This window comes from Mesorhizobium sp. B2-1-1, from assembly GCF_006442975.2.
Lineage (GTDB): Bacteria > Pseudomonadota > Alphaproteobacteria > Rhizobiales > Rhizobiaceae > Mesorhizobium.
In genome coordinates this window covers 2,008,107-2,031,712 of the sequence record NZ_CP083954.1, presented here as the reverse complement: position 1 = coordinate 2,031,712, position 23,606 = coordinate 2,008,107, and the positions used below count along the sequence as shown (strand labels likewise).

At 63.6% G+C, this 23,606-nt stretch carries 23 protein-coding genes; 1 reads left to right on the top strand and 22 read right to left on the bottom strand.

Annotation, left to right across the window (positions count from 1 at the left end; all coding sequences use genetic code 11):
- Window positions 1-67 precede the first annotated feature (67 nt).
- The 10 genes from FJ972_RS09895 to FJ972_RS09850 all read right to left on the bottom strand — a co-directional run bounded on the left by FJ972_RS09895 (window position 68) and on the right by FJ972_RS09850 (window position 10,524).
- Window positions 68-817 carry an SDR family NAD(P)-dependent oxidoreductase gene (locus FJ972_RS09895; protein WP_140522210.1) on the bottom strand — a complete coding sequence of 250 codons (750 nt, stop codon included), beginning with the start codon at window positions 815-817 and terminating at the stop codon, window positions 68-70.
- Window positions 818-833: 16 nt separating this feature from the next.
- Window positions 834-1,775 carry a 3-hydroxyacyl-CoA dehydrogenase gene (locus FJ972_RS09890; protein ID WP_140522211.1) on the bottom strand — a complete coding sequence of 314 codons (942 nt, stop codon included), beginning with the start codon at window positions 1,773-1,775 and terminating at the stop codon, window positions 834-836.
- Window positions 1,772-2,647, bottom strand: coding sequence for an N-acyl homoserine lactonase family protein (locus tag FJ972_RS09885; RefSeq protein ID WP_140518016.1), 876 nt, complete (start codon window positions 2,645-2,647; stop codon window positions 1,772-1,774). The genes FJ972_RS09890 and FJ972_RS09885 overlap by 4 nt, the downstream gene beginning before the upstream one ends.
- Complete coding sequence (locus FJ972_RS09880) at window positions 2,619-3,236, bottom strand: hypothetical protein (protein ID WP_140522213.1); 618 nt, start codon at window positions 3,234-3,236, stop codon at window positions 2,619-2,621. Before FJ972_RS09880 ends, FJ972_RS09885 begins: the two co-directional genes overlap by 29 nt.
- Window positions 3,229-4,272: a LacI family DNA-binding transcriptional regulator gene (locus tag FJ972_RS09875; RefSeq protein ID WP_140496117.1), complete on the bottom strand. Its 1,044-nt coding sequence runs from the start codon at window positions 4,270-4,272 to the stop codon at window positions 3,229-3,231. The genes FJ972_RS09880 and FJ972_RS09875 overlap by 8 nt, the downstream gene beginning before the upstream one ends.
- A 23-nt stretch (window positions 4,273-4,295) precedes the next feature.
- Window positions 4,296-5,585 (bottom strand): histidinol dehydrogenase, encoded by a 1,290-nt coding sequence (gene hisD / locus FJ972_RS09870; RefSeq protein WP_140518013.1) that lies wholly within the window; start codon window positions 5,583-5,585, stop codon window positions 4,296-4,298.
- A 65-nt stretch (window positions 5,586-5,650) separates the two neighbouring features.
- Window positions 5,651-6,871 (bottom strand): sugar ABC transporter substrate-binding protein, encoded by a 1,221-nt coding sequence (locus tag FJ972_RS09865; protein WP_224518896.1) that lies wholly within the window; start codon window positions 6,869-6,871, stop codon window positions 5,651-5,653.
- 103 nt (window positions 6,872-6,974) lie between these two features.
- Window positions 6,975-8,003 (bottom strand): ABC transporter permease, encoded by a 1,029-nt coding sequence (locus FJ972_RS09860; RefSeq protein WP_181180793.1) that lies wholly within the window; start codon window positions 8,001-8,003, stop codon window positions 6,975-6,977.
- Window positions 8,000-8,992 carry an ABC transporter permease gene (locus FJ972_RS09855; RefSeq protein ID WP_140522215.1) on the bottom strand — a complete coding sequence of 331 codons (993 nt, stop codon included), beginning with the start codon at window positions 8,990-8,992 and terminating at the stop codon, window positions 8,000-8,002. The genes FJ972_RS09860 and FJ972_RS09855 overlap by 4 nt, the downstream gene beginning before the upstream one ends.
- Window positions 8,989-10,524, bottom strand: coding sequence for a sugar ABC transporter ATP-binding protein (locus tag FJ972_RS09850; RefSeq protein WP_140522217.1), 1,536 nt, complete (start codon window positions 10,522-10,524; stop codon window positions 8,989-8,991). Before FJ972_RS09850 ends, FJ972_RS09855 begins: the two co-directional genes overlap by 4 nt.
- A 641-nt stretch (window positions 10,525-11,165) precedes the next feature.
- Between FJ972_RS09850 and FJ972_RS09845 the strand changes: the two genes are divergently transcribed.
- Entirely contained in the window at window positions 11,166-11,603 is a 438-nt protein-coding gene (locus tag FJ972_RS09845) for a GFA family protein (RefSeq protein WP_140522221.1), read from the top strand.
- 28 nt (window positions 11,604-11,631) lie between these two features.
- Here FJ972_RS09845 and FJ972_RS09840 read toward each other — a convergent pair whose 3' ends face one another.
- From FJ972_RS09840 to FJ972_RS09785, 12 genes are read right to left on the bottom strand one after another with little or no spacing between them, the layout of a single operon-like run.
- Window positions 11,632-11,886: a cytochrome C oxidase subunit IV family protein gene (locus FJ972_RS09840; protein ID WP_140522223.1), complete on the bottom strand. Its 255-nt coding sequence runs from the start codon at window positions 11,884-11,886 to the stop codon at window positions 11,632-11,634.
- A 5-nt stretch (window positions 11,887-11,891) separates the two neighbouring features.
- Entirely contained in the window at window positions 11,892-12,533 is a 642-nt protein-coding gene (locus FJ972_RS09835; protein WP_140522225.1) for a cytochrome c oxidase subunit 3, read from the bottom strand.
- Entirely contained in the window at window positions 12,530-14,173 is a 1,644-nt protein-coding gene (gene ctaD, locus FJ972_RS09830; protein ID WP_140518010.1) for a cytochrome c oxidase subunit I, read from the bottom strand. Before ctaD ends, FJ972_RS09835 begins: the two co-directional genes overlap by 4 nt.
- Entirely contained in the window at window positions 14,170-15,129 is a 960-nt protein-coding gene (coxB, locus tag FJ972_RS09825; protein ID WP_140522227.1) for a cytochrome c oxidase subunit II, read from the bottom strand. The genes ctaD and coxB overlap by 4 nt, the downstream gene beginning before the upstream one ends.
- Window positions 15,126-15,878 (bottom strand): SCO family protein, encoded by a 753-nt coding sequence (locus FJ972_RS09820; RefSeq protein ID WP_140522229.1) that lies wholly within the window; start codon window positions 15,876-15,878, stop codon window positions 15,126-15,128. The genes coxB and FJ972_RS09820 overlap by 4 nt, the downstream gene beginning before the upstream one ends.
- Window positions 15,875-16,375, bottom strand: coding sequence for a hypothetical protein (locus tag FJ972_RS09815; protein WP_140522231.1), 501 nt, complete (start codon window positions 16,373-16,375; stop codon window positions 15,875-15,877). The genes FJ972_RS09820 and FJ972_RS09815 overlap by 4 nt, the downstream gene beginning before the upstream one ends.
- Window positions 16,368-17,498, bottom strand: coding sequence for a hypothetical protein (locus FJ972_RS09810; RefSeq protein ID WP_140522232.1), 1,131 nt, complete (start codon window positions 17,496-17,498; stop codon window positions 16,368-16,370). The genes FJ972_RS09815 and FJ972_RS09810 overlap by 8 nt, the downstream gene beginning before the upstream one ends.
- Window positions 17,495-18,031, bottom strand: coding sequence for a c-type cytochrome (locus FJ972_RS09805; RefSeq protein WP_140522234.1), 537 nt, complete (start codon window positions 18,029-18,031; stop codon window positions 17,495-17,497). Before FJ972_RS09805 ends, FJ972_RS09810 begins: the two co-directional genes overlap by 4 nt.
- Window positions 18,028-18,555 (bottom strand): DUF3341 domain-containing protein, encoded by a 528-nt coding sequence (locus FJ972_RS09800; protein ID WP_140518005.1) that lies wholly within the window; start codon window positions 18,553-18,555, stop codon window positions 18,028-18,030. The genes FJ972_RS09805 and FJ972_RS09800 overlap by 4 nt, the downstream gene beginning before the upstream one ends.
- Window positions 18,552-19,925, bottom strand: a complete 1,374-nt coding sequence (nrfD, locus tag FJ972_RS09795) for an NrfD/PsrC family molybdoenzyme membrane anchor subunit (RefSeq protein ID WP_140522236.1) — start codon at window positions 19,923-19,925, stop codon at window positions 18,552-18,554. The genes FJ972_RS09800 and nrfD overlap by 4 nt, the downstream gene beginning before the upstream one ends.
- Window positions 19,918-22,893 carry a TAT-variant-translocated molybdopterin oxidoreductase gene (locus FJ972_RS09790; protein WP_140522238.1) on the bottom strand — a complete coding sequence of 992 codons (2,976 nt, stop codon included), beginning with the start codon at window positions 22,891-22,893 and terminating at the stop codon, window positions 19,918-19,920. Before FJ972_RS09790 ends, nrfD begins: the two co-directional genes overlap by 8 nt.
- A complete protein-coding gene (locus FJ972_RS09785; protein WP_140522240.1) occupies window positions 22,877-23,533 on the bottom strand; it encodes a cytochrome c3 family protein in 657 nt (218 codons plus the stop codon). Before FJ972_RS09785 ends, FJ972_RS09790 begins: the two co-directional genes overlap by 17 nt.
- Window positions 23,534-23,606 lie beyond the last annotated feature (73 nt).

The window sequence follows — 23,606 nt, the reverse complement described above, 5'->3', positions numbered from 1 at the left end:
CCGCAGCTCGATGATTGGCGGCCACGCGTAGAAACGAGGTCCGTTCGACCTGATCCTGTCCCGGGCTCTAGGCCAGGGGCCGACCGCCGTCGACCGGAATGATAACGCCGGTCACGAAACGGAGATGGGTCGCAGCCGCCAAAACCGCCTCGGCGACATCGTCGGGCGTGCCCAGCCGCCCCAGCGGCGTCCGGCTTGCCTGTTCGTCCCGCCAGGATTCGTCACGGCCCTTGATGAAGTCGGTGTCGACGACGCCGGGCGAGACCGACACGACCCTGATTCTCGGGGCCAGGGCACGCGCCAGCGACTTGGTCAGATTATCGACAGCGGCTTTCGACGCACAATAGGCGATGTTGCTTCCCATGGCGGTGACCCCTGCGATCGACGAGATGTTGACAACAACCCCGCTGCCGGTGCGATCGAGCAGCGGCCGCATGGCCCGCGTCGCAGCAATCACACCGCGCACGTTGACGCTGAAGATGCGGTCGATCAATTCATCGTCCAGGCTGTCGAGATCCGGATGTGGCACGAAGCGGGTTGTCCCGGCGCAATTGACCAGGACATCCAGCCGGCCAAAGCTTTTCTCGATCTGACCAGCGAGGCGCGCGAGGCAATCGCTGTCCGTCACGGTCGCCTCGGCGACGAAGTGATCGCCGTACGCCAATGACGAAACCAGATCGTCGGCCGTCTGCCGCGAACGGTTGTAGCCGATGACAACCGAAGCCCCTTCCGCAGCAAGCCTGGATACGATCCGCGCGCCGATGCCGCCGGTTGCTCCAGTGACCAGGGCAACCTTGCCTGTGAGTGTGGCTGTCATGGCCGTCTCCTGAGTGTCAAACCCCGGTGCTTCGCTTATGGGCGGCCAGCGCCATTAGATTGCGGTCGCGCCAGGCGCTGCGTTCGGCGAGTTGGGATGCTGACAACTTTTCGCGGCGCGCTTCCTCGGCCTTGGCAACCAGCCCTTCCGACCAGGGGGCCGGATCGCGCCTGGCGAGGGCGATCGAATGGTAGAGCGGTCCCAGACGTCTCGCGTAGTCCGCGATCCCGCCGGGCGCATTCAGATCGATCGTCTCGAAAGGCCCCATGAAGGACCACCGGTAGCCGAGCCCATGCGACACCGTAAGGTCGATATCGGCGGCACTTGCCACGCCCTCCTCGAGCAGGGCCCAGGCTTCGTTCAGCAATGCCCCCTGAAGCCGGTTGAGGACGAACCCTTCGACTTCCTTGCGCACGATCACGGCAGCCTGCCCTACGGCCTCCATCTGCACCCGCAGCCACGCAACGGCCTCCGCGTCGGTCCAGGGCGCCGGGACCAGTTCCACCAACGGGATCAAATGCGGTGGATTGACGGGATGAGCGACGAGAAAACGCCGGCGGTTGGCACAGGACCCGGTGAAGGCCGAGGCCGGAATGCCGGAGCTGGAGCTGCCTACGACCGCGTCGGGCCGCATCGCCCGGTCAATCTCCAGACAGACCGCCTCCTTGATGTCGCGCACTTCCAGCACCGACTCCTGGATGTAGTCGGCATCCGCTACCGCACCCTCCAGCGTATCGACAACGTTCAGCCGCCGCATGACTGCATCGACGGCATCTACCAGCCCGGCCTCTTGCATATCGGCAAGGCTGGCCCGGATCTTGTCGAGCACCGCGGCGCGGATGTCGGCGCTGCCGTCATAGATGGTCACATCATGGCCGGCCCGGGCGAAGACGATCGCCCAGCCACGGCCGACCAGTCCGGCACCGACAATGGCGACTTTGCGGATTGCATCCATCATTGCACCCGTGACGTCTCGCCGTCCGCGAGGCAAATTTCGGTGATCCGCAGGCCATCCTGAGTGATGCGGGATGGGAACCGGTCCTTCAACCGCTCTTCGTGGATGGGAATAACCCGCCGTGCCTCGTGGCCCACCTGCTTCATCATCTCCTCGGTAGCGAGAACGAGATTGGTCTGGCTGCCGACCGCAAGCCCCACCGGAACGTAGAGCGTCTCGATATCGACGGCAGCTCCCGAGCCCTCGATGTTGTCGAAGACGTAGACCAGATCGCCAGCCAGCACCCAGGTGTCGTCCTTGCCGTTGCGCACGGTGACCCACATCGACCCGTAGGTATGGCTGTCAAAAGCGGCATGGAGATCGATGTCGGGCAGGACGTCCTGTTTCGATCCGTCGATCGTTACCAACCGCTTCTGACGGGCCAGATCGACGCCGCGCACGATGTCGCCGGGGTCGACGGCTACGTTCATCCAGCGCATGCGGTCCGGCAGCGACATCGCCCAGACCCACTTCGCGATCTCCCTCTCCTGGATGTAGAAGGTCGCATTCGGGAAGTCCTCGACATTGCCGAAATGGTCGAAATGCGCGTGCGTGACGAAAACTGTGTCGACGTTCTTGGGCGAGAGGCCGATTTCGCCAAGAACGGCGTCGGGCGAGTGCCAGTTCTCGACGCCAAATTTGTCGGCGAGATGCTTGCCGTAGTCCTTGTTGTTGTAGCCGACATCGACCATGGCAACGCGACCGTTGCCCTTGATCAGCGCGTAGCAGTAGGGAAGTTTCACGTAGCCCTGGTTGTGGGCGCCGTAGAGCACCCCGCTCTTGTGGTAGTTGCTGACATAGCTGTACTCAAGCACCCAGATCGAATATTGGCCCATTGCTTCCTCCCTGTTGTCGCCAACGCTGCGCACAGCTGCAGCAGGCGTGATTGAAATCGACCGGCGTCATACCGGCCCGCGGTTCCGACGCCGCCTGCAGCCCGGCGTAGGCGCGTTTGATCCTCTCCCCGGCCCGGTCGAGCTCCTGCTGCCAGTCGCGCCGCAGTCGGGCCGAACCGAAATCGTCCAGGGCCTCGCCCAGCGTTGCATGAGCGGCCCCCAGACGCGCGCAATGGCTTTCGAGCCCATGCGGCGCGTGCAAGGCGCCCAGCCGCTGCTCCACCTCCGTCCACCGTTCGCGGGCCACCGGAATGTCAGGCAGATCGAGCACGTCGCGGCGTCCGCCGGCCTGAGCCAGGACCAGCAGGCCAGCGAGTTGGCCGATCAGCCGGCGCAGGCCTTCGTAGACGGGGCGGGTTGCCACGACGTAGCGGACGATGGCTTCGTCGGCCAACGCGGCATCGTTCACGGTGGCGACGGGTTCCTCGCTTCCGGTGACGGAGACATGGGGCGCCGCGACGACCTCGCAGTCATAGCGGTGGACGCTTACCGCCCGCTCGAAGAAGCGCTTTCCCGGGATATCAGCCATGGTGCCTTTTTCGCGTCGTCGCGCGCTCGATCACCGCGCCGGGCGGGATTAGTTGAACGATCGGCTCCCGGCCGGAATTCGTGCTCAATTCCTTCGCCAGGCTGACCGTGGCCTCGAGCATCTGGTCAATGGGCTGCCGGACGGTCGTCAGCCCGTGCGAAGGCCAGTGGGCCATCTCGATATCGTCGAAGCCGACGATCGAAATGTCGTCCGGCACGCCGAGCGCCAGCTCTCGCCGCACGCCGTCGAGAAAGCCAATGGCGAGAATGTCGTTGGCGCAGAAGACACCGTCGGGAACCTCTTTCAGGTCACGCAGCTTGCGCGCCGCTTCGTAGCCGGCGTGATAGCTGAACTGGCCTGCCTCGATAACTATCGGCGCGGCGAGGCCACGCTCGACGGCGCGTTCGCTGAAGCCCCTGTGGCGTGCGACATTGGTGGAGGCATCGGGCAAGGCGGCGATGTAGGCCAGGCGCCGGTGGCCGGTATCGACGAGATAGTCGGCGATGCTGCGGCCGCCGAGTATATTGTCGCAGGAAATGCCGAACGCGTGGTCGTCGGCCGAGAGTCGGTTGAAAAAGATCACCGGAGTGCCGGCCCTACGGCATTCCTGCGCGGCCGCCGAAGACAGGGTGGCCGCCAGGATGATGGCAAGATCTGGCTGGTAGTTGAGCAGCAGGCGTAGCGCCTGGTCGACGTCTCCCGACTGGTCGGCGGCGACGAGCATCACGTTCATGTCGATGGCACGAAGGGCGGTGGTCAGCCGCGTCAGCACTTCCGGATAGAACGGGTTCTTGATGTCCGCGACGACAATACCCACGATACGCGTCTTCTTGGTGATGAGGCTGCGCGCGAAAGGGTTCGGCGAATAGCCGATCTCCCTCGCACGGTTCAGCACCAGGTCCCGCGTATTCTTGGCGATCACGGCATCGGCGTGAAAGGCCCTGGATACGGTCGAAACAGACATGCCGAGATCGCGCGCCAGATCCTTCACGGTCAGGCGGGGCTTGCTGTTCTTGTTGCGGGCGATGATCGACATGAAAACTCCGTTGGCGCGCTGGCTTAGGCCTGGTTGCGACCTCCATAGCGGCGGACCCGGATGTTGGCCTGCTCGGCATGCCCATAGAATCCCTCGAGGACACACAGGCGCGAACAGTACTCGCCTATCATGGCGCTCGCTTCGTCGGTCAGAACGCGCTGATAGGTGCAGGTCTTGATGAACTTGCCAACCCACAAACCGCCTGTGTAACGGGCCGCCTTCTTGGTCGGCAGCGTATGGTTGGTGCCGATGACCTTGTCGCCATAGGCAACATTCGTACGCGCTCCCAAAAACAGAGCGCCGTAATTGCGCATGTTGTCGAGGAAGTAGTCCGGATCGCGCGTCATGACCTGGACGTGCTCGGATGCGATCCGGTCGGCCTCCGCGACCATTTCCTCGTAGGAAGCGCAGACGATCACTTCGCCATAGTCCGCCCATGCCTTGGCGGCGATCTCGGCGGTCGGCAGGATCTTCAGCTGCCGCTCGATCTCGGCCAGGGTGTCGCGCGCGAGCCTCTCCGAGTTTGTCAAAAGCACGGCGGGACTGGTCGGACCATGCTCGGCCTGGCCGAGCAGATCGGTCGCGCAGATCTCGCCGTCGACACTGTCGTCGGCAATGACCAGCGTCTCGGTCGGGCCGGCGAACAGGTCGATGCCGATACGACCGTACAATTGCCGCTTGGCTTCAGCGACGAAGGCATTGCCAGGACCGACGAGCATGTCGACGCGCCCGATGGTTTCGGTTCCGAGCGCCATGGCGCCGACGGCCTGCACACCGCCCAGAACGTAGATCTCGTCCGCGCCGGCCATGTGCATCGCGGCCACGATAGCCGGATGCGGACCGCCCTGGAACGGCGGCGCGCAGGCGATGATCTTCTTCACCCCGGCGACCTTGGCCGTCACCACGCTCATATGCGCGGAGGCGACCATCGGGTATTTCCCGCCCGGCACGTAGCAGCCGACTGTTTCCACGGGAATGTTCTTGTGGCCGAGGACAACGCCGGGAAGCGTTTCCACTTCGAGGTCCTGGAGGCAGGCGCGCTGCTTCTCGGCGAAATTGCGAACCTGGGCCTGGGCGAAGCGAATATCCTCGATGTCGCTTGCCGACACCTTGGACATCGCCTGCTCGATCTCGCTGTCGCTGAGCCGGAAGCTTGGCGGCGACCATTTGTCGAAACGCTCCGACAACTCCCGGACAGCGGTATCGCCTCGCTTTTCTATGTCGGCAAGGATCGTCTCGACGGTCGTCCGGACGGCCGCATCGCTCTGGGCGACAGCTTCGGGATCCCTGCCCCGTTTCAGAAAAGTCGGCATATTCTCATCCTTATGTTGAGTCAGGTGGGCGGCAGGATGCCGTCCACCTGTTGCATTGCTGATCATCAGGGTTTTACCGTCGGCTCGATCTTGGTGAGCTTGTATTCGTCGGCCGGAGCCTTGCACGATGAGCAGTTGATGCCAGGGGCATCGGGCGCCTGCTTCACGTCCGCGGGCAATGCCTGAATGGTCGCTCCTGGTGTTGGCTTGCCCTCGAGCGCCGACTGCAGCGACAGTTCCGGCAGCAAATCGGGATTGAAGACCTCGGTGACGAAGGAACTCGGGACCTTGTCGGACGGGAAAACATTGCACCCGTCGGCGAAGGTATCGCCTTTGCAGGGTTTTACTTGATCCGCTGGCACCCAAGGCAGCGGGTACTCGATGTTCATCGGCTTCAGGTCGCGCTTCTTGGTCAGGATCTCCATCATCAGCTTGAAGGCATAGCCTGACGTAGCAGGCGGCGAACCGGCGGACACACCCTTGAGACCCATGCCTTGCATCTTCGGGTCTGCCAGTCCGAGACGAAAACCGTCCGAGTTCTCGCCGGTCATCGGAACCAGTTTGTTGCCCTTGTCGAGCAGCGCTTGAACGGCGCCATATTCGCCTGCCTGAGCCCAGATGCCGTCAACATCGGGATGCGCAGCGAGAGCCTTGGCCGTCTCCTGCTGCGTGGTGCGGTCATCCCAGTAGGAGTAGTATTCCGCGACGACCTTGATGCCGGGATACTGGTTGAAAATGTGCATCGCGCCATCGGTGTGGCGCTTATCCACCGAGTTGCCCGGGACGCCACGGCTCAGGAAGATCTTGCCCTTGCCTCCCAGGATGTTGACCAAGGCCTGGGCGGTATTCTCGCCGAAGCCTGCGGTGATATAGCTGACATTGTAGGCGCAAGGCTCGGTCACCGTGGCGTCGTACATGAAGAAGAGCACGCCCTTCTGGCAGCCGCGATGGACGGTGCGGTTCAGCGCCGTCGACGAGATCGGGAAGCTGATGATGCCGTCGGCGCCAGCCTGTATCATGCTTTCATAGGCCGAGATCTGAGCCTGGGGGTCGGTTCCCGAGATGACTTCCTTCAGCTCCACGGTCTTGTCGTAGGGCGGCGTCTGCGCCAACGCCTTGACGATGTTCGCGGCCTCCGACTGCCACGAATTGCCGCTGTAGCTCAGCGACAGATATATCTTGAACTTCTTGTCCTGCGCTTGGGCATGGTCGACAACCGCCCCAACGCCCATGGCGGTGGCAAGCGTCAGCGACGCGGCCAGTCCCAGTCTTTTTAACAGCCTCATTTCGATCAACCTCCCGTTGGAATTTGGCCCTTGCAGGTGCCGGACCAGAGCTTGTGAGAACGTTCTCACAATTGGACAAAACGCATTTCACGCACAGGCATGGTCACTTCCTCCGCGTCAGCATTCGATTTCCGAGATCGGCCAGGAATTCACCGCGCAGCACCAGCAGGGCGGCGACAATGATTGCGCCCTCTATGACGGTGCGCCATCCTTCGTTGAGGCCGATAGCGGAGATAACGGTGCCAAGCGTCGTCAGAAGAATTGCGCCGCCGACCGTCCCGATGAAAGTTCCGCTGCCGCCGAGGATCGAGGAGCCGCCGACCACGACGGCAGCGATGGAAGGCAGCATGTAGCTGTCGCCCATCCTCAGCGTCGCCCCGTTCGAATAGCCCACCAGCATCATGCCGACGAAGCCTGCGCAAGCGGCACTGATCGCATAGGGGACGAGCTCGAGCCGATTGACAGCGACGCCGGCGATGAGAGCGGCGTTCCTGTTGGTGCCAAGGGCGTAGAGCCGGCGGCCGAGCGCAGTGAAATTCTGCAAGAACCAGCCGAACAGGATGAAAGCGACGGTGAAGTAGATGACCAGCGGCACGCCGAGGAACCATTCCTTCATCAGCCACAGCAAGGCGGACGGAGAACCGCCGCGCGGCGTCCCGCTGGTGTAGCCCAGCGCCACCGATGCCACGACGATCGAGGTCGCCATGGTCATGATGAAGGGAGGAACCTTCAGCCAGACAATTCCCAGTCCGCTGATCGTGCCGACCAGCGCGCAAATGACCAGAATGGCCGGCAGCATGTACCAGATGCCGGCATCGCCGCTACCAATCCACGTCGTCGTCAACACGCCGCCGAGCGTGATGAGGGCGGGGACCGATAGGTCGAGCCCACCGATCAGGATGACGAGCCCTTGCCCAAACGACAACACGATCAGGAAGGACGCGAGGATGAGAACCGTCAGCACCTGATCCCAGGAACCCAGCCCCGGACTGATGAAGCGCGAGCACACCACAAGCACGATACTCAGCCCAAATACGACAAGCGTATTGACCACCTCCCGGTCGAGCCTTTGCCTGCCGCGCCGGTCGGAGTTGGCCTCGAAACGCGTCGCAACGTCCTTATGCGCGTTCACCGGATCTCTTCCTTCTTGAGCAGGCGCGCCACGGCGCTGCCGAACACGATCGCAAGCACCAGCACGAAACCTTGGAATATGCCGGTGTAGAAGGACGAGACCCCACCCGAGAAAAGCACCTTCTGCAAAAGCATCAGCGTACCGGCGCCCAGGATCGAGCCAACGAGGCTGCCCCGGCCGCCACTCAACGGCGTGCCGCCGAGCGCCACTGCGGCAAAGGTGAGCATCAGGAATGGCGTGCCGGCTGTCGGATTTCCTGTCGCCGTCTGGGCGCTCAGCATGAAGCCGGCGACGCCGTAAAGGATGCCGGCGCCGACAAAGGCCGTGATGCGTACCCCTGCCACGGGCACGCCGGAGAAGCGAGCCGACTGCTCGTCGGCGCCGATCGCATAGAGGCCGATCCCGGTATTGGTCCGCCGGAAGGCAAGCCAAAGCGCGATGGCGGCAACCAGAAACAGCCCGGCGATCGGGATGATACCGAACAGGGTGTCGGTCAGCGTATAGGTGACGAAGTCGGCAACCATACCGCCAGGCGCGTCCAGGATAACCAGCGCAAGTCCCTGGCAGACGATCATCGTGCCGAGCGTCGCCGCGATGGTCTGCAGTCCAAGCCTGGCCACGAGAATGCCGTTGATTGCGCCGACGGCACCGCCGATCGCACAGCACATCAGGAGGCTGGCCAGCGCACCGCCCGGACCACCGAACGGATAGACCGCCATCAGCACATTGGTCAGCGAGACGACGCCTGCGACGGACAAGTCGAAGCCGCGGCTGATGACGACCAGCGTCTCGCCCGCTGCCGCGAGCGCCAATGGCGTCGAGTTGTTGACGAGATCGGTGAAGGTGTAGACCGAAAGCGCATCCGGTTGCCAGAACGCGTAGAGCGCATAAAGCAGGACATAGATCATCGCCACGATGCCGGTGCCGCTGATGACAGCCCTCCATAACGCGGAGCGGCGGGGCGCGGGATTTGCCTGGACCGCGGTCATGCGGCCACTCCATTCACCGCGCCCGCAGCGTGGCCGATCAGCGCGCCGACGATAGTCGGCTCATCGATGGCATCGCCCTGATATTCGGCGAAGACGCGGCCGCCATAGAGCACCATGCAGCGATGCGCGAGATGGACGAGTTCCGGCAGTTCGGACGAGTAAAAGAGCACCGAGCCGCCATCGGCAGCGAACTTCCGGATCGCCTCGTAGATCGACTGCTTGGTTCCGACATCGACTCCACGCGTCGGATCGAAAAGCAGTAGAGTGCGCGCACCCGTCATCATGACGCGCGCCAGAAGCGCCTTCTGCTGGTTGCCACCGGAAAGCTCATCGATCTTGAACTGCAGATAGCGCTCCTGCAGTTCGACCGCCTCAGCGGTTTTTTTCGCAATGCGACGCTCGCTGGCCGGCCAGACGACGCCACCCTGCGCGATACGCGAAATGATAGGCAACACCATGTTGCTGGCGGTGCTGAGGCCGGCGAAAATCCCTTCCGACTTGCGGTCCTCCGGCAGGTAGGCAAGGCCGTTGCCGAAATGGAGCGCGGCGCCCGGGCTGGCGATCTGGGCGGGCACGCCGTCGATCTCGATGCCGCCGCTTTTCGCCTTGGAGAGGCCGATCATCGTCCTGAACAGGTCGCGTTGGCCCTGCCCCTCGAGCGCGGCGATGCCGACGATCTCACCTCGCCTGACATCAAACGACACGTCGCGCAAAATGCCGCCGGAGAGGCCCCGAACGCTGAGCGCGACGGGCGCGGTGTCGGCGACCAAAGGCTGCGAGGCGGTCGTCTCACGCGCGCTTCGGCCGACCATCATCTCGAAAATGTTCTCGTCCGAAGCGCCGGACAACTCGACGGTGCCGATGCTGCGGCCATTGCGCAGGATGGTGGCGCGCGAACACAGGGTGCGCACCTCGCCGAGGCGGTGGGAAATGTAGAGGATGGCGGTCTGCAGGTTCTTCTGCCGGCGCACGAGCTCAAACAGCCATTCGACGTCCGCCAGCGCGGCCGTCGGCTCATCGAGGATCAAGAGCTTCGAGGCATGGGTGAAGGCGCGCACGATCTCAAGCCGCTGACGATCCGAAAGCGAAAGCACGCCGACGGGCGTGTCAGGATCAAAGTGGGAGAGAGCGTAGTCGTTAAGAACCTTGCCAGCTGATGCCTTGGCGGTGCGGCGCGAGACGAGACCTAGCTTGCCCTTCGGCATTTTCGGCAGCACGAGATTCTCGGCGATGCTGAGATTCGGCAGCAGGCTGAGTTCCTGAAAGGCCGTCGCCACGCCCTGCGCCCGCGCATCGATGATGCCATGCGGCGCATAAGGCTTGCCGAAGATCGACATGGATCCGCCGTCAGGCGTCACGACGCCGCTGAGGATTTTCACGAGCGTCGATTTGCCGGCGCCGTTCTCGCCCAACAGCGCATGGACTTCCCCTGGCCGCAGATCAATGGAGACGGAATCGAGTGCGACTGTGGGTCCGTAGGATTTTGCAATATTCGCGATGCGAACAGCCAGCCGGATCTCGTCGGTACCCATACCTCCTCCCAAAAGGTAAGTCCGCCGCAGCGGTGAGAACGTTCTCTGAGAACGTTCTCACTAATCCACAAGCACCGCCGGCTTGTCAATTGTGAATCGTTCATTCCTTGTCGAACGCACCAGGCTCCCGGCCTCCGGGCGGCACTTGGCCGTCTTTTGAGTGCTCAGAAGTGGCTGAGCCGGCGCCTTTTCTGGGCGGCTGGTCGGGGGGCGCCCGCCGGGATGGATTCTGCCCCTCGGACTGATGCGTTTTCTCATTCACCTCGCCTGAAGGGCGCGTCAGGCCTTGCCCGGACGCCGGCGGCTTGTTGCCTGCGGCGTCCTGGGAGAATGAATCGGCGGGATCGCCGTCGCTCCTGGCCGGATATTTGGTGGCACCAGTCTCGCGGCGATTTTCGCTTCCAGTCATGGCCGGTCCTCCTTTGGCACAGTCATAACCTGGTTTCGACCGGCAGGTTCCAGCGGCTAGGCCGGAAGCGCAGATTTGAATCCGCCGCCGCTCCTATGGCCGGAAACCAATTTGGCGGCGCTGCGTTGACCCCGCAGGATCAGATCCCCCAACAGCTTCGGAGAAAATTCATGCTCGACCGCAGCGGAAGCGCCGTCCTGACGACCGACAGTCTCTGACAACGGACAGCAACATGGCTCGCATCGAGCGCGGACATTGTTTTTGCGGTGCCGTCATGGCGGTGATGGAAGGAGAGCCTTTCTGGATCTGCTTCGATCATGACGACGATTGCCGGCGGGCGACCGGCGGACCGATGACCATCTGGATCGGCTATCGCCCGCACCAGGTCGAGCTGACCGCCGGGAAGCCGAAGACCTTTTCGAAGACGAAGGGGGTCATCCGCTCCTTTTGCGCCGATTGCGGTACCTCGATCTTCTATGCCGACGAAGGCCTGCGTGACGAACTCTATGTCTCGATCGGCTTCATGGACGCGCCGGAGCGGTTTCCGCCACAGGCACAGGCCTATTGGGATATGCACCTGCCATTCATCGACATGGCCGACGGCTTGCCCCGCGTCGACGGCTACACGAGGCGCCGTGATCCAGCCCTGGGCAATCCGCGCGAACGTTGATGACGCGCGCCACACTAGGCCCCGCAGGCTATTGCCCGATCAGGGTCAGGCCAAAGAGAATGGCCAGCCACAGGCCCACCGCCGCGACCGCGAGCCTGGGGAGGATGCCCTCGCCCGCCAGATGCATGAACAGCAGCGCGATCACCACTGTCTTGGCAGCCGCCGCGGCAAGGTTGATCGCGGAATTGAACCCACCGAGGTCGACAAACGAAGAGCCGACGGTAAGCGCCAGCAAGGCGAGCAGCGCGAGATAGGCGAATGTGAGCTTGGCGAGGTCGCTCATCGTCGTCAGGCCCGGTTGATCAGATAGAGGACCGGGAACAGGAACACCCAGACGATGTCGACGAAATGCCAGTAGAGTCCGATCGCCTGCACGCGGCGCGCCCGGCTCGCCTGCGCGGTCCTCGGCCAGAGCAACAGCATGCCGGCAATCACCGCGATGCCGCCTATCAGATGCAGCGCGTGCAGCGATGTCATGGCGAAATAGAGCGCGAAGAAGAATTCGGCATGGGCCGGATCTGGGCCTGCGAAGCGGAACGGCGCGCCGAGCACCGGCGCCAGGCCCTCGCTGAATTCCTTGCTGTATTCGACGGCCTTGATCACCAGAAAGATGCAGCCAAGCAGGCTCGTGGACATCAAGGCCCAGAAGGCGGGCCGCCAACGCCGGGCAGCCGTGAACATATGGGCAAGCGCCATCGCGAAGCTGCTGGTGATCAGAACCGCCGTATTCAGCGTGCCGAGCGGCAATGACAGATGTTGCGACGCCGCGGCGAATGCCGCGCCATAGCTCAATCGGGCGTAGAGGAACACCAGCACGATCGCGCCGAACAGCATCGCCTCGGAGCCGATGAAAATCCACATGCCGAACGCATCGGCCGCCTTCTCGCGGGCCCGTGTATCGAAGGCAATGCTTTCGGTCGGCCCGCTCATGAGGCTTCGTCCCTGTGCGGGCTGAACGTCTCGTGCCTCAGGCCTTTCATGGCATAGTCATAGGCCGGCCGCCTGACCACGGGCATGGTGTCGAAATTATGCGGGGGCGGCGGCGAAGCCGTCTGCCATTCAAGGCCGGTCGCGCCCCACGGGTTGGCCGGCGCCCGCGTCCCGCGAAACAGCGACCAGCCGAGATAGAGCAGCGGCATAAGATAGCCGACGGCCAGAACGACCGCGCCGGCCGAGGACAATACGTGCCAGAACTGAAACTCCGGCGGATAGGTGTGATAGCGCCGCGGCATGCCGAGAAAACCGAGCACGAATTGCGGGAAGAAAGTCAGGTTGAAGCCGAGGAAGGTCACGGTCGCGGCGATACGGCCCCAGGTTTCGGAATAGACGCGGCCGGTGATCTTCGGCCACCAGAAATGCAACCCCGCCATGTAGGCCGTCACCATGCCGCCGACCATGATGTAATGGAAATGCGCCACGACGAAATAGGTGTCATGAACGTGGACGTCGACGGCGAGAGCGGCCAGGAACAGGCCGGCCAGCCCCCCGAAAGTGAACAGCGCCAGGAAAAACAGCGCATAAAGCATGGGCGTCTCGAAAGTGATTTCGCCCTTGCGCAGCGTCAGCGTCCAGTTGAACACCTTTATCGCCGAGGGGATCGCGACGCAGAACGACAGGAACGAGAACACGATGCCGGCATAGGCCGACTGGCCTGATACGAACATATGGTGACCCCAGACCAGGAAGCCGAACACGGCAATCGCCATCGAAGACATCGCCACCGCCTTGTAGCCGAACAGCGGGCGCTTGCTGAAGCAGGGCAGCACTTCGGAAACCACGCCCATGCCGGGCAGGATCATGATGTAGACCGCGGGATGTGAGTAGAACCAGAACAGATGCTGGAACAGCAGCGGGTCGCCGCCCAGCGCGGGATTGAAGATGCCGATACCGAAGGCACGCTCCAGCACGATCAGGATCAGCGAGGCGGCCAGCACCGGCGTCGCCAGCACCATGACCAGCGCGGTCGCATACATCGTCCAGACGAAGATCGGCAGTCTGAACCAGGTCAGCCCCGGCGCGCGTAACGTGTGGACGGTGACGATGAAGTTGATGCCGGTCATGATCGTCGAGAAGCCGACGATGAAGACACCCAGCGCGGCCATCGAAACGAAGCCGTTGGCATAGAGCGTCGAGAGCGGCGTGTAGAAGGTCCAACCCGTGTCGACACCGCCGGCGAGCACCGCGGCCAGGGCAAAGGCGCTGCCGAAGATGAACACGTACCAGCTGGCGAGATTGAGCCGCGGAAAAGCGAGATCGCGCGCGCCGATCATCAGCGGCAGCAGGAAATTGCCGAGCGTCGCGGGGATCGACGGCACCAGGAAGAACCACACCATGATGATGCCATGCAGGGAAAACAGCCTGTTATAGACATCGTCCGACACCAGATCGCCCGCAGGCGACGCGAGTTCGATCCGGATCATCACGGCAAAAGCACCGCCAAGAAAAAAGAACGCCGTCAGCGACATCAGGTAGAGCCAGGCGACGCGCTTGTGGTCGGTGGTCAAGAGCCAGGCGGCAGGTCCGGCCTCCCCATGCAGATAGCTCGAAGGCGCCAAGGCTTGCCTGCTCATTGGGTCGCCCCGCTTTCCCTGGTTGCTCGCGGCGACAGGGATTTGAGATACGCCAGCAGCATCTGTAGCTCCTGCTCGTCGACAAGGCCGTCAAAGCTCGGCATCACGGGTTCATACCCGGCGGCGATCTCCTTCTTCGGATTGAGGATGGAATCGCGCAAATAGCGGTCGTCGGCAATGACGGTCTGTTGATTGTCCAGGGCCACCGGCCGTCCGAAGACCCCAGCCAGATCCGGCGCCCTCACCTTGGTGGAATTGCCGTGGCAGCCGGAGCAGCCGAGCGCGCGGAAGAGTTTTTCGCCGTCGGCCGCAAGCGTTTCACCCTGGCCCTGCTTGCCCAGCCACGCCGCATATTCTTGCGGCGGCATCACGGTCACCCAGCCGCCCATCTCCGAATGCTGGGTGCCGCAATATTGCGCGCAGAACAAATGATACCGCCCGGGCTCGCTGGCGATGAACCAGACATGCGTGGTGCGCCCCGGCACCGCGTCCTGCTTGACCCGGAAGGCAGGTACGAAGAATGAGTGGATCACGTCCTGCGATGCCAGCGACACGATCACCGCCTCGCCGACCGGCACATGCAGTTCGTTGATTTCACGCTGGCCGCCAGGATGACGGAACTCCCACATCCATTGCTTACCAAGGCCGGCGATCTCGAGTGCGTCAAGGGGAGGGTGTTCGCGGCGCAGGAACAGCACGGCTCCCCATCCGAAGATGGTGAAAGCGATCAGCAGGCTGGCGACTGTCCAGGTCACCTCGAGCGGCGTGCTGCGCGCACGCTCCCCCGTTCGCTCCACCTTGGAGCCGGCGCGATATTTGACGGCGTAGAAAACGACCAGGCTGGTCAGGAAGACGCCCAGCGCGACGGTGAAGGCAAGCAGCACGTAGAACAGGGCGTCGACACTGCCGGCAATCGAGGAGGCCTGCGGCGGCGTAAAAGGGATGCCGAACGTCAAATCGGCCTCCTTCGCGACAGAACGAGGATGGTGGCGCCAAGGCCAAGCAGCGTCGCCATGCCAGTCACCTTCACGACTGCCCAGACCGCTGGCGTGTACTGGCCCTTTGATGCATCGAAGCCGGCACACAGCAGAAAGACGTGATCGGCGATGGATCCAAGCCGCCCGGCCGACGCCTCGACCAGGGCAAGCCTGAGATCGCGCGGCTCGAAACTCAGCGCCGGAAGTACTTGCGCGATGCGGCCTTGCGGCGTCAGCGCGATGACCGCGATCGGGTGAACATATTGCGAGATCCGGTCGCGCCGGTCGAATGTGATGCCGGCCTCCGCGGCAAGGGCGGCGCCAGCGCCATCCTCGCTGGTCAAGAAGCGCCACGCGGACAACCCTGCCTGACCGGCGGACCGCCCGACTTCGGCTTGGATGGACGCCGCATCCGCGACGGTCTCGGAAGCATCTATCGAGACGAAGAGAGCGTGGTAGGTCGCGGGATCGAGGCCGGTCTTGTTCAGATCCGAGGCAACCGCCTGCTGGGTCACGCCGCAGAGGTTGGGGCATTTGTCGTAACCGAAGATGAGCAGCGCCGGCCGCCCGCCGAGAATGCCGGAAAGCGTCTGCCGTCCGCCCGAAGCCTCGCGGAAGACTGTATCGAGGCTGAGCTGCGCGCCGATCTGCGGTTCGAAAACCGGCCGCGCGCGCACGCTGGCGGTCATTGCAGCCAGGAGCACGAGCGGCAGGACCAAACGCCTCATGGCCTCGCCCCCATGGCCGGTGCGGCCTGGCCCTGCTGCGGCGCCCCGGCGTTTGGCTGCGCCGCGTCCGCTCGGGCGCGGCAAATGCCGGCCTGCGGCGCGCGCGGAACCTGGCCTTCGAGCAAGGCGCAGTCCTCACCGGCCGCAGCGGGCGTTACCGCCTCCGGCAGTCCCTGCGCGGCGATCAGCTTCATGGCGTCGTCGATCGGAATGCGCGCGATGCCACCATTGCGGTCGACCCATGCAAGCATGCCGAGTTCACGATCTTCCTGCTGACGGAACGCGGCAAGATCGGCCCCGGGGAAATCCTGCAAGGCGGGACCTGCGGCGCTGCCGTTCATCTGCGTGCCCGCAAGTGGCCAGAACGGGGCCGTATCGAAAATCAGTCTCAGCCCAAGCGCGGCGAGCGCCAGGAAGACAAGCAGGCCGAGGCCAATGAGCACGAGCGCCCTCGGCCAGACATCGCGTGTTTCGGGATGACGCACGACCTTAGCCACGGGCCAGCCTCCCGCGCCAGACGACGATGCGATCAGGCCTGGTCCAGATATAGACGAAGCACCCGAACCAGATGCCGCCCGCGCCGACCATTGCCGCGAGGTCCGGCCACGACACTCCTGCACCGAGGGCGGACAAAGCCGGCCGGACGCGCCAGGCGACATCGGCGAAATGTCCGGCCAGCAGGAACGCGCCGAGCCCTATCAGGCCAACGCGGCTGCGCTTGACGGAGCGGTTCAGGAAACCGGCGAAGGGCAAGGCAAATTGCAGCGCGATCAGCAGCCAAAGCAGATACTGCCAGCCATTTCGACCACGGATGACATACCAATGGATTTCGTCGGGCAGGTCGCCGCCCCAGACGACCAGCCACTGCATGAATGCCAGATAGGCCCAGATGAGCATGAAGCCGAACATCATGTTGGCGAGGTCTTCGCCGAGCGCCACGTCCTCCTCGCCACCCGGCGCCGACTCGATCGCACGGCCGGCCGAGAGCACCGCCAGCGCCAGCCCGCACACGCCGACGACCTCGGCCGCCGCTTCGAGCATCGCATAGATGGTGGAGGAAAAATCCGGCTCTATCGACATCATCCAATCGATGGCAAACACCGTCACGGCAAAGCCGTGCGCGACGAGCCCGATGGCGTAGCCGCCGCCGGTCCTGCTTGCGGCCGAACCGGGCGCCGTCCAGCCAAGTACAAGCCAGGCCAGCGCCAGCCAGACGACAGCATAGACGATGAAACGAACGACGAAGAATGGCACGTTGAGATAGGTCATTTTCTGGCGCACCGCTTCCGTCAGCGCCGGGTCGGCTCCTGCCCAGGGAAAGACCAGATCGAGCCGCGCAAGCACCGGCAGCATCAACAGCAGCGCGACAGGCAAGGTCGCGACGGCGGCCCGCAGCGGCGGCCGCAACGCGTCGCCCCAGCGCCCCCCGGTCAGCCCGTGCACCATGAGCAGGGTCATTGCGCCAAGCGGCGATCCGAGCAGGAACACCGCCGTCATCAGCCAGCCGGCCAGTGTCGCGCGCGGGGCGACGAACAGCCCGGCCGCGCACAGAGAGAGCCCTGCGGCGGCGGCTGCGAGCAGCAGGACGAGGTGGTCGTCGGGCCGGGCGGCGCGCTTCATCGTGCCGCCTCGGCATCGAGTTTCGCGCGAAGAGATTCGGGCAGCGTGCCGGCCGCAGCATGTCGCGAATATTGCAGCGCCCGGATATAGGCCACGATCGCCCAGCGGTCCCGCGGCTCGACACGCGCGGCATAGGGATACATCGCACCGTAACCGTCGGTGATGACGTCGTAGAAATGCCGGTCCGGCGCCTTGCGCAGCGCATCTTGATGGTAGGTCGGAGGCGGCGGGAAACCACGCCTGACCACCATCCCGTGCCCGTCGCCGGTGCGGCCATGGCAGGGAGAGCAGAATATATCGAAGCGTTGCTGCCCACGCTGAAGCAGCGCCATGGTGATCGGGTACGGGAATTTGTCCGGCGTCGCCGCCAGGTCGGCGTCGCGCGTCACCGTGCCTTCGACCGGTGTCCTTGCCGACATGCCGTCGGCGAACTCTCTGCTGGTTTCGAGCGGATCGTAGCGAGGCTGGTCGGCCATGTCCTGCTTGCAGGCGCCGAGGAGCAGGCAAACCGGCAAAAGCAGCCGCGGGTTCATATCGCCACCTCTTCGACCGTCTCGGCGCCAAGCCGTGTCAGCTGCCCCTTGGTGACGCCCTTGCGGTATTTCGGGTCGGTGGCCTCGATCAGCAGGTAGAACTTGCCGCCGCTCGCGTAGGTGAAGCTCTCGGCGTTGAAGACGGGGTGATAATATTGCGGCAGCCGGTTCTCGGCCAGCATGCCGAAGAAGCCGGCAAACACGCTGGCCAGGATCGCGGCTTCGAAGGCGATGACCGTGAACGGCGGCCAGGAATGCAGCGGCCGGCCGCCGACATTGACCGGATAGTCGATCTCGACGGAATAAAGGATCAATGCATACACCAGCACGCCGCCGGCGACGCCACCCGCCAGCATGACCCATGGCAGCCGTGTCTTTCGCATGCCCAATATGTCTGTCAGGCCGTGCACCTCGAACGGCGAGAACGCATCCATATGCCGGTACCCCTTGTCGCGCATCGCTTGCGCCGCCCTGGTCAGCGCATCCGGATCGGCGAAAGCCGCGATGACGCCATGGACGCTCATGCCGCGCCGCCTTTCTGCTCGGCCAGTTCCTCGACCTCGAAGATGGTTATCGCCGGCAGGATGCGGATAAACAGGAAGACCAGCGCGAAGAAGGTGCCGATCGATCCGAACAGGATGCCGAAATCGAGCCAGGTCAGCGACTGCTCGCCCCAGGACGACGGCAGGTAGTCGCGGCTCGGGCCGGTCACCACGATGATGTAGCGTTCGAGCCACATGCCGATGTTGATGACCAGAGCGATCGAAAACAGCAGCGGCATATTGGATCGCACACGGCGAAACCAAAGCAGTTGCAGCACCGCGCAATTGCAGAAGAGCATGGTCCAGAACAGCGGCGCATAAGGGCCGACGGCGCGCTGGACCATCATCGCGCGCTCGTAAGGCTCACCCGAATACCAGGAGAAGAACGCTTCCGATGCATAGCCGTAAATGACGACCATGCCGGCCGCGATCATCAGTTTGGCGGCGTTGTCCATGTGGCGCGGCGTGATCAGGTCTTCCACAGCGAATGCCCAGCGCAAGGGAATGGCTATGGTCAGCACCATGGCGAAGCCGGAAAGGAGCGCGCCGGCGACGAAATAGGGCGGAAAGATCGTCGAATGGAAGCCCGGCGTGATGGCGAAGGTGAAATCGAGAGCGACGATCGAATGAACCGAAACGACCAGCGGTGTTGCGAGTGCCGCCATCAGGAAATAGACCGTTCGGTATCGCGCCCAATGATAGGCCGAGCCGCGCCAGCCAAGCGCGAGGACGCCGTAGAAAAGTTGCCCGCCACGCGACTTCGCCCGGTCGCGCAGCACGCCGAGATCAGGCAGCAATCCCGTGTACCAGAACAGCAGCGAGACGGTGGCGTAGGTGGAAATTGCGGCGAAGTCCCAGACCAGCGGGCTGCGCCATTGTGGCCAATGCATGTGGGTGTTGGGCAGGGGCAGGAGCCAATAGAAGAACCACGGCCGGCCAAGATGCAGGATAGGGTAGAGGCCGGCCATCGCCACGGCAAACAGCGTCATCGCCTCGGCGAAGCGGTTGATCGAGGCGCGCCAGGGCTGGCGCAGCAGCAGCAGCACCGCCGAGATCAGCGTACCGGCATGGCCAATGCCGATCCACCACACGAAACTCGAGATCATCGTGCCCCAGACCACGGGAATGTTGACCCCATAGGCGCCAACGCCGACCGAGACCAGGTAGGTGATGGAATAGAGGAACAGCAATACGAAGGCGAAGCAGACGAAGAACGCCGACCAGAAGAACCGCGGCAACTTCCCTTGCAGGACCACCGCGCTGATACGGCCGCTGATCTCTGGAAAATCGTGACGCCCGCGCAGCACAGGTGTCACGCCTTTGCTCGTCCTGCGGGCGGCCACGTCAGCCATCGCCGCCCTCCGAGCCGGATGTCGCGGCGAGCCTGTCGTTAGGGTTGCTGACCTTGCCCAGATAGGTGGTGCGCGGTCTTGTGTTCAGTTCTTCGAGCAGCGCGTAATTGTGTGGCGAGGCCTTTTCCTGGACGACCTGCGAATCCTTCCTGTTGAGATCGCCGAAGGTGATAGCTTTTGTCGGGCACGCCTGCTGGCAGGCGGTGACGATCTCACCGTCCTCGATCTCCCGGTTCTCGATCTGGGCGCGGATCCGTTTTTGCGAAATGCGCTGTACGCAGTAGCTGCATTTTTCCATAACGCCGCGCGAACGCACGGTGACATCGGGATTGTGGACGGCCTGCTCCGGTCCCGCGCTGTCATTGTCGAACTCCTGGTACTCCAGGAAATTGAACCGCCGCACCTTGTAGGGACAGTTCTGCGAACAGTAGCGCGTGCCGATGCAGCGGTTGTAGACCTGCGCGTTCAGACCGTCATGCGTATGGATGGTCGCATTGACCGGACAGACGACCTCGCAGGGGGCCTTCTCGCAATGCATGCACGGCACTGGCTGGAAGAACATGTCCGGATCGTCGAGCCCGCCCGCATAGTAGCGGTCGACGCGCAGCCAGTGCATTTCGTGTCCGAGTGCCGCCTCGTCCGGCCCCACCGTTGCGATGTTGTTCTCAGCCTGACAGGCCGACACGCAGGCCATGCAGCCGATGCAGGCCGACAGGTCTATCGACATGCCCCAGGCTTCCTGGTCGTAGCTCCAGTCGGGGTAGAGCGATTCCATGGGCGCTGGGGGCGCGTGGTCGCGCACGAAATGGGGATTTGCCCTGAACGCATCGAGCGAAGCATGGCGGATGATCGCCCTGCCCTCCATCGCTTGATGATGCTGGGTCGTGACTACACGCGCCGAACCGCCGCGCGGGCTCAGGACGACATCGTCGGCAAACCATGGCGCATCGCTGGTCCGGATCGCGAAGGCATCGTAGCCGCCTGCGAGTGCCGCTACCGAGCCGGCCTTGCGTCCAAAACCGAGCGACAGCGTCACTGTGTCGTCAGGCTGTCCCGGCGTGATCCAGACGGGTGCGTCCAGCGTCCTGCCGTCCCGCGCCAGGTTGACCACCTGCCCGTTTTCGAGCCTCAGGCGCTGCGCGGTGGCTGGCGAGACCAGCGCCGCATTGCCCCAGACGAGCTTGCTTAACGGCCGGGGCAATTCCTGAAGCCAGGATGAATTGGCGTGGCGGCCGTCGCGAAGCCAGGGATCGGCGACGAAGCGAACCTCCAACCCTTTGGTGGCGGCATTGGGTGCCGAGCCATCGCTATCCGGCGGTGCCGAAACGGCAGCGGGACCAGCAGCAGTGTTCGGCACGATGCCGTCGCGCAGCGCCTTGCGCCAGGCCACCTCGTCCATGGCGGCCCACGTCCGGCGCACGGGTGCCTGCGCATTGGCGCCGAATTCACCGCCCAGCGCGGCAAGCAACTGATGCAGGCTCTTGCCACCGAACAGAGGCTCTATGAGCGGCTGCACGATCGAAACCGTACCGTCATAGGCCCGGATATCGCTCCAGCTCTCCAACTCGTGCGCGGCTGGGATATGCCAGCGAGCCAGAAACGCCGTCTCATCGCGGTAGAGTCCCCAGTGGACAAGAAGCTTCAGGCTCGAAAAAGCCTTCCGTGCATCGAGGTCCGATGGCGCCGTGTGCAAGGGATTGGCGCCGAGCACGACGGTCTTGTCGATCGAACCATCCGTGATGGCCCCGCAGAGCGTTGCAAGATCGCCATCCACCGGCATGGCATCAGGCGGCTCGATCAATTGCAGCGTGTTGCCAAGGGCACCAAGCCTGGCATTCATCGCTAGGGCCAAGGCATGCACGGACGGTGCCTGGTGCGCTCCGGCCACCACAAGCGCATTGCGGCCGGCGCCGCGCAGATCGTCGGCAAGCGCGTTTGTCCATTCCGGACCGAGCGGCGACAAGCCGGCCGCGGCATTGTCGCCATCGAGGGCGGCCTTGATCGCCGCCGCAACGCTTGCGACGGCGCTTGGCCTGATAGCTCGGCGATGGTCGGCGGCAGCACCCGTGATGGTGGGAGTCGTCTCGACGACATAGAGGCGGCTCATCGTGTCCGTAGATTTGCGCACCCGCCGCCGCTGCGCGAAATCACGAGCATAGGCCAGGCGCCCCGGACCATCGCCCAGGAAATCGGCATCCAGGCTGACGATCACATCGGCGCGGTCGAAACGGTAGATCGCCGTCAACGGCCTGCCGAACAATGTACCCGTTGCCTGTTCACCGGAATTGGCCGCAAGCGGATCGTGGCGGAAGACGCGAAGTCTGGGATAGCGCACCCTCAGCGCCGCGATCTGCGCCTTCGTCGTCGGCGATGTCGTCGCCTCGAGCAGCAATGCCAGCCCTTGCCCGCCTGAAGCGAGGAATCCACCAGCCAGTTCGGCGATATCTTTCAGGAACTCATCGTAACTTGCGGGCTCGCCCAGCTTGAGCGGCGTGCGAGATCGCTCGGGATCGAACAGCGACAACACCGCCGCCTGCATGACGGCATCGGTGGCGCCGCGCGATGCCGGATGATCCGGGTTACCCTCGACCTTTGTCGGCCGGCCCTCATGGCTCTCGATCACGGCTCCGATGCCGTAGCCGTCGCTGGAGAGGGCTGTCGCGTAGTAGAGCGGCCGGCCGGGAATGATGTTCTCCGGCTGGCGGACATAAGGCACGATGCTCTCGGCCTCGCTGCAGGCGGCCAGTCCGGCCAGCGACAGCGATGCACCCATCAGTTTCAGGACGGTGCGCCGGTCGAAGCCAGGCTGAAGGCGATCGGCCATCGCGAGGAATTCCGCCTCCACAAAGCGCTGGAACTCCGCCGTGTCAGCCAGTTCGTCCATGCTTCGCCATGGCTCGCGCCCCGCCGCGGCGACCCGCAATGCCGCAAGATCGAAAGCCGGATTTCGGTCAACGGTGGCAGACATAGCAATCCGTCATGGTCTCGGGATGAATGTCGAGCACGCTGATCAGGGAACGCCGGATCTGCTCGATGTCGTTAGGCGGCTTCCAGTGCATCAGGAAAACGGCTTGCGGCGGGCGAAGGTTGGGACCGGGGTCGCGGTGGCAGCCAAGGCACCATTCCATCGACAATGAATGCGCCCGTCGCGTCAGCGGCATCTCGTCGACCGCGCCATGGCAGGTCTCGCAGGCGATGCCCTTGGCGATATGGATGGAGTGGTTGAAGTAAACGAAATCCGGCACCGAATTGACCCGCTGCCATTGCAGCGGCTGTCCCGAGGCGAGACTTGCGCGCACCGGCGCCAACATCTCGGCATTGGTGAAGAGCTGCGAATGACAGGTCATGCACACTTCTGTCGCCGGCAGCCCCGCCGAGGCTGATGTCTCGACCCCGTTGTGGCAATAACGACAGTCCAGTCCGATATCGCCGACATGATGCTTGTGGCTGAACGGAACGGCCTGGGCCACCGGTTGCCCCACGCCGGTAACGAACCCTGAACGCAAAAACGCCGTGCCGCCGACGGCCGCCAGAAGCGCGAAACAGCAAACACCCCACAGAAAGAAGCGGGCAATCCCATTGGCGTTGCTGGAAAAGACCTGCGGCATCCTCGCCGATTTTTCGCTTGGAACAAGCTTTTGGATCGAGCGCCTAACGGCGGCAAAGCGACAAAGGTTCCGT